Here is a 5,587-nt window from a genome sequence, read left to right on the forward strand (position 1 = left end):
GTAATATAGTTGTAGGTGGAGCAGACTATACTTTGGAGCTCAAAAGCAATACTCTGGTGATTATCGGAGAAGGAGATATAATAGGGATTTCAGATAATTTTGCCTATATATATTATATTCTTTTGATTTTATTATACCTTCTTTCCATCCCTTTCTAAAATCTTCATAATAAAATCCTAAATTAAATTCTTTTGCATAATATTTGGATAAACCTATTATTGACTCATGATCCTGATACTTACTGTAAAGCAAGGTAGTGGTAAAATTTTTGACATTTAACTTTTTAGCAAACTCAGCAGTGTATTTTAATCTAATATTATAACAGTAATAACATCTCTCTGGACTATTATAGGGGATATTATTAGTAAATGAATAGATATCATAGTGGGGATTGTAATATCCTTTTATATTGTAAATATTATTTACCCTTTTTGCGTTATCTAGTCTTTTTAAAAATTCTGTATAGGGATGTATATTTGGATTATAAAACAGGGGAATTATATTGAAGTTTTTATTTATTAAACATTCTATAGGGTATATTGAGCAAGGCCCACAGCACTGATGTAAAATAATGTCCATATGCAAATTTTATAATTATTTATTTTAAATAAAATAATATTTTTGGTTGCTATGTAAATAAAAATAATTATAATCTATTGTATACAATATTTACTTAATTAGTAGTTGGAGGTGTTCTGTGAAAAAATTAATACTAGTTTTATTTATTTTCTGTACTTTTGTATATGCTGGTATAACAGCAAGTGATGCCACTGATAATAAATCAACAACTTCACCAGAAAATCTAGATTTGGGTCCAAAAGAGATAGATCTAACAAAAAGTTTTGATGTTAAAAACATAACACAAAAAAAAGTGATTTTTCCACATAGATTTTTGCAAGAGGCATTAGAATATCAATGCGAACAATGTCATATGTCAAAAAAAGGTGGAGGAGCTTTAAAGAATCAAAATACAGGTAAGGAGCTTAAAATTTCAAGTATTGAAGGCGTTGCAAATCCTTTACACACTGATTTTTGTTGGCCATGCCACACTAAGATGAACGTTCCACAGGGTAGAGTATGTAGTAAATGCCACAAATAAACTATAAGGGGTGTTTAGATGAAAAAATTGTTTATCTTTTTGTTTGTTGTTTTTATAGCAAATGTATATGCACAAGTTGTAATGGGTCCAACTGAGGTTAATTTAAAAGAGAAATATACTCCTAATTCTGAGACACCTGCTGTTATCTTTCCTCATGAAGTACACGTGACAGCTCTAAATTCACAATGCTATATATGTCACACTAGAACTGAAAGTGGTGAAATTAAGGATTTTAGGACTGGAGAAGCCCTTGATTATAGATATGCTAGCGAGTTTCATGCAGCTTTTTGCGGGTATTGCCATGATGTTGTAAGCACTGAGAATCAAAATACATGTATTGATTGTCATGAGTCAGATGTGGCATTACCTGAGAACATTGATTTAAGAGAAAGGTATGCTCCTAACTCTTCAATGCCCCCTGTTATATTTCCTCATTCATTACATGTAAGCTTAGAGATTATGAATTGTAAAATATGTCATAAAGAAACTGGATCGATAAAAGATTATAGAACAGGTTATGCTTTTAATGTAGAATATGCAGGTGAATTTCATACAGCTTTTTGTGGATATTGCCATGTAACTCAATCTACAAATGAAAAGAATAATTGTGTTAAATGTCATGTATCAAATTAGGTATTGTATGATAGGTAAATATGCATCAACAAATAAAAAGGAGGTGAAAGTATGAAGAAGTTAGCGGTGTTTGTAGTTTTATGCACTTTTGTCTATGTGGCTGCATTATTTGCTCAGCCTGCAACAATTAATCTAAAGGAGAAATATGCCCCTAATGGTAGTATGCCAGCAGTTATTTTTGATCATCAGGGACATGTCTCAAAAGGCTTGCAGTGTATGGAATGCCATACCCAGAGTATTCCTCAATTAAAAGATCAAACAACTGGAGAAGCCCTTGATACTTCAGGTAATCCTATGGCAGTATTTCACAATCAGTTTTGTTTTGCATGTCATCAGGAAACTGGAGGTCCCACACAAACTTGTAACGCATGTCACAAATAACATTTAGCCCCATTATTGGGGCTTTTCTATTTCTTTTATTAATTTAAGCTGCCTTCTTACTGAGGGCTCTTCAATATAATTGAGTACTTTTAAAAGTAGCTCTTTTGCGTCAATAAGTTCTTTTCTCTCAAATGTTTTATTATAATTTATTAGTTTTTTAACTGCCTCATCTATAAGGGATAGTGCAAGTGCTCTAATTTGGATGCTTTTATCCATCTTGTAGCTGAATTTTAATAAGAAAAAAAATATTATAATATAAAATAACCATATAAAAATACTCTCTATATATATTGATAGGCTAATACCAATAAGAATCATTAAGGTTAGGGTAATTGCTAAATATCTACCAGGATTTCCTATTATAATAGCAGATTTAATTATACCGTTTTTATTATCTGCTGTTTTAATAGGACTGAATGATCTTTGTCTTTTTATTTTTTTATTGTAATATTTTGACAAATTAACTAAATTATTATCAATCTCAATCATACTAAATATAATAATTTAATATTCTTTAATATGGAAGGTTAATATAATGAAAGATAATACAATAAAAGTAGCTGTGATTGATTGTGGTTTTTATTCAATAAAAAATTATTTAAATAACAGCAAAAATCTTGATGTTTATTTCATCAACATTAATAGAGAAGAAGATAGAAAGGTTTTGTCTAAATGCGATATAATTATTCCAACAATGGCTAAAATAGATAAAAATATATTAGATATAGCAAAAAACATTAAACTTATTCAGCAGTGGGGAGCTGGATTAGACGGAGTTAATATAGAGGAGGCCACAAGAAGAGGTATTGCAGTTGCAAATGTTGATTCAAAAAGTACTTATAACGCAGAATCTGTTGCTGAATGGTGTATTATGGCTGCGATTTCTCTTGGTAGAGGATATCCAAAAATACATAAAAATGTCTTAAAAGGAGGACCTTGGGGGCATCCAATAGGCGAGTCATTGATAGGCAAGACAGTTGGAATTGTTGGTTTTGGTGGTATAGGGAGGGCCTTGGCTAAGAGGCTTAATGCTTTTAGTGTTAATATTGTTGCAGTTAAAAGAACGCCTCAAGCACACCTAGAAAACCAATATAATCTAAGATGGCTTAAAGGTATTGAATATCTAGATGATCTGCTAAGAATCTCTAAGTTTATTTTCTTATGCCTTCCTTTAAATGATGAAACAAAAAACCTTATTGATAAAAAAAGAATAGCAAATATTCCTAAAGATTCCTATTTAATCAATGCCTCACGTGGAGATATAATAGAAAAAGAAGCATTTATTGAAGCATTAAAAAATAAACATATAAAATCAGCTGCCCTTGATGTGTTTTGGGAGGAACCAACTGATCCTAGAGATCCTATTTTGGGATTTGATAATTTATTGTTAACTCCCCACATAGCAGGTGTTACGGATATATCATATGAACATATATCAGAAAAAGTATTGGAAAATATAAAAAAGATAATGAATAAGGAAGTTCCCGTTAATTGTGTTAATATAGAGTACAAAAAATATAGCAACTATAGATAAGTTTAATACATTATTAATTGGAGATTAAATTTTTCCATGTTGGTGCTGTCAAAAAAGAATCTTCTGCATGTTCTTCTAAGGTTAAAAACAATTTATAAGGCATACTAACTGTTAAATATTGTCCTTTGAGCGAATGTTTTAAATTAAGCCTGGCTGATATATCAGTTAGTCCTATTACTGCTTTAGGATTTTCTGATTTGCCCTCATTATATGTTAGAATACCTATTTGTTGGCATGCTGCTGCTTGTGGGGCAATTACATTATTTAAGCCGTCTCTAAAATAGTTTGACAGTATTATAAGGGCTGATAGTTGATCTGCATTAACAATGAATGAAACAGATCCAATATTCTCATCTTTTTCTGTTAGACTTAATGGTTTAAAAGTTACAAATTTATAGTCTATATCTGTTATAGGAAGATCCTTTTCAACAAAGTTTTTTACAAGTTCTGGATCTTCTTTAAGTCTTTCTCCATTTGCAAATTTTTCATATAAGGGTTCACTTATTTTACCTTCAAGATTCTTTAGCAAGGCTCTGCCTTTTTTGCTTTCTTTATTACCCTTTGATAAAAACGAATAAAAGCAATCTAATCCACCGGGAAATTCTTTATAATAATTACCAAAACCCAATCCAACAGCACCACCCCAGCAGCCAAAAGTCTTTCTACTAACTTGGGCTATTTTACCTTTTGCTGCTGATGCAAATAAATACATTACACATGCATATTTTCCTTCCTTAAAGGAGATAGCCTTTTCTAACTTATTATTTGTAAATGCAAGTGCTACAGCGTCATAGTCTAATTTTAAATAATCTTTTAGTTTGTACTCCATGAATAACTCCTTTTTATGCACAACTTCAATATAATTTATTTATAATATATAGTTAAATAAATAATTTAAAATAGTAAATTAATATTTAATATTATTTTGTTTTACTTACTAAGCTAATTCTAAATTGAGAAGTTGAGAAATTTGTAAAATGATCTGTGATAGTTTAAATATGCGGCCATAGCACTTAAACTTAAGTGCTCGGTCAGAGGATAATTCAACTTGCAAAGTTGGGAGACTGTCCTTTCCGTTTTGATTCGCGAAGCAAATCAGGAAAGGGGGCAAAATTTACCCATCAATTTTAAACTTGGTATCAAAAACTAAAATCAATCAAAAATTTTATTGCAAAATTATTTTGGATTTAGCATAATTATAATACTGAATGACAAAGAACGTTACTCTAACATTATTAGGACACAAAAATGTGGAGACAACGATGATTTATATGCATGTATTAAATCAGGGCGGAAAAAGTGTCAGAAGTCCAGCGGATTTAATATAAAAGAGAATAATTGAAACGGATTATGTTGCTTTTAATAGCAACATAATCTGAAAGTAAAAAGTGGTAATAATAATGTGTAAAGAATTGTATAGTACGAAATTAACCAAAAATAAACATGTGGGATTAGATTGCCATGGTAAGCAACATTTGCTGTTTCCATTGGTACACCTAATCTTATGTTGGCCGAAGTCATAGACCGTAAATGATAAAGGAGGAAAAATGAAGGTATTGGGTGTGTCAGGATCGCCAATAAAAAACAGTAACACTGATAGAGCGCTTAAAGCAGTCCTATCAGCAACAGGATGTGAATCGGAATTTATTAAGCTAATAGATTACACCGTTGCTCCTTGCAGAGCTTGTCTAGGGTGTCTCGAAACCAATCAATGCGTTATAAAAGATGATGGTATTAAATTAGCTGAGAAAGCAAAAAATGCTGATGCGTTGGTAATAGCGGGATTCACCCCATACTCCTCGCTCGATTCACGCACCAAAGCTTTTCTCGAACGGTTGTATCCATTACGTCATAAAACTGGATTTATGGCTACCAAACCAGGAGGCGCCGTCATTACGTGCTGTGTCTCAGAAGGTAATGATGCATTACCTCCCGCATGC

At 31.4% G+C, this 5,587-nt stretch carries 8 protein-coding genes; 5 read left to right on the forward strand and 3 right to left on the reverse strand.

Annotation, left to right across the window (positions count from 1 at the left end):
- Window positions 1–60: 60 nt before the first annotated feature.
- The gene (locus SVN78_07885) at window positions 61–579 is read right to left on the reverse strand and encodes an epoxyqueuosine reductase QueH (GenBank protein MDY6821524.1); all 519 of its coding nucleotides are present in this window, start codon (window positions 577–579) and stop codon (window positions 61–63) included.
- Between the two features lie 118 nt (window positions 580–697).
- Here SVN78_07885 and SVN78_07890 point away from each other — a divergent pair, with 118 nt between their 5' ends.
- From SVN78_07890 to SVN78_07900, 3 genes are read left to right on the forward strand one after another with little or no spacing between them, the layout of a single operon-like run.
- Entirely contained in the window at window positions 698–1,099 is a 402-nt protein-coding gene (locus SVN78_07890; protein MDY6821525.1) for a cytochrome c3 family protein, read from the forward strand.
- 18 nt (window positions 1,100–1,117) lie between these two features.
- Complete coding sequence (locus tag SVN78_07895) at window positions 1,118–1,732, forward strand: cytochrome c3 family protein (protein MDY6821526.1); 615 nt, start codon at window positions 1,118–1,120, stop codon at window positions 1,730–1,732.
- Window positions 1,733–1,783: 51 nt separating this feature from the next.
- Window positions 1,784–2,113: a cytochrome c3 family protein gene (locus SVN78_07900; protein MDY6821527.1), complete on the forward strand. Its 330-nt coding sequence runs from the start codon at window positions 1,784–1,786 to the stop codon at window positions 2,111–2,113.
- 12 nt (window positions 2,114–2,125) lie between these two features.
- Here the strand turns inward: SVN78_07900 and SVN78_07905 are convergent, their stop codons facing one another.
- Window positions 2,126–2,602: a hypothetical protein gene (locus SVN78_07905; protein ID MDY6821528.1), complete on the reverse strand. Its 477-nt coding sequence runs from the start codon at window positions 2,600–2,602 to the stop codon at window positions 2,126–2,128.
- Between the two features lie 46 nt (window positions 2,603–2,648).
- Between SVN78_07905 and SVN78_07910 the strand changes: the two genes are divergently transcribed.
- On the forward strand, window positions 2,649–3,647 hold the full coding sequence (locus SVN78_07910) for an NAD(P)-dependent oxidoreductase (GenBank protein MDY6821529.1): 999 nt from the start codon (window positions 2,649–2,651) through the stop codon (window positions 3,645–3,647).
- Between the two features lie 13 nt (window positions 3,648–3,660).
- Here the strand turns inward: SVN78_07910 and SVN78_07915 are convergent, their stop codons facing one another.
- Complete coding sequence (locus SVN78_07915; GenBank protein MDY6821530.1) at window positions 3,661–4,476, reverse strand: DUF169 domain-containing protein; 816 nt, start codon at window positions 4,474–4,476, stop codon at window positions 3,661–3,663.
- 718 nt (window positions 4,477–5,194) lie between these two features.
- Between SVN78_07915 and SVN78_07920 the strand changes: the two genes are divergently transcribed.
- Window positions 5,195–5,587, forward strand: a 393-nt coding sequence (locus tag SVN78_07920; GenBank protein MDY6821531.1) for a flavodoxin family protein, incomplete at its 3' end; no start/stop codon positions are given.

The sequence above is a fragment of the Deferribacterota bacterium genome (genome assembly GCA_034189185.1).
Classification (GTDB): Bacteria; Chrysiogenota; Deferribacteres; order Deferribacterales; family UBA228; genus UBA228.

Excerpts from the sequence above, each read along its gene's own strand:
- SVN78_07885 (MDY6821524.1), bottom strand. The coding sequence starts at position 579 with ATGGACATTATTTTACATCAGTGCTGTGGGCCTTGCTCAATATACCCT.
- SVN78_07895 (MDY6821526.1), top strand. The coding sequence starts at position 1,118 with ATGAAAAAATTGTTTATCTTTTTGTTTGTTGTTTTTATAGCAAATGTA.
- SVN78_07900 (MDY6821527.1), top strand. The coding sequence starts at position 1,784 with ATGAAGAAGTTAGCGGTGTTTGTAGTTTTATGCACTTTTGTCTATGTG.
- SVN78_07905 (MDY6821528.1), bottom strand. The coding sequence starts at position 2,602 with ATGATTGAGATTGATAATAATTTAGTTAATTTGTCAAAATATTACAAT.
- SVN78_07910 (MDY6821529.1), top strand. The coding sequence starts at position 2,649 with ATGAAAGATAATACAATAAAAGTAGCTGTGATTGATTGTGGTTTTTAT.
- SVN78_07915 (MDY6821530.1), bottom strand. The coding sequence starts at position 4,476 with ATGGAGTACAAACTAAAAGATTATTTAAAATTAGACTATGACGCTGTA.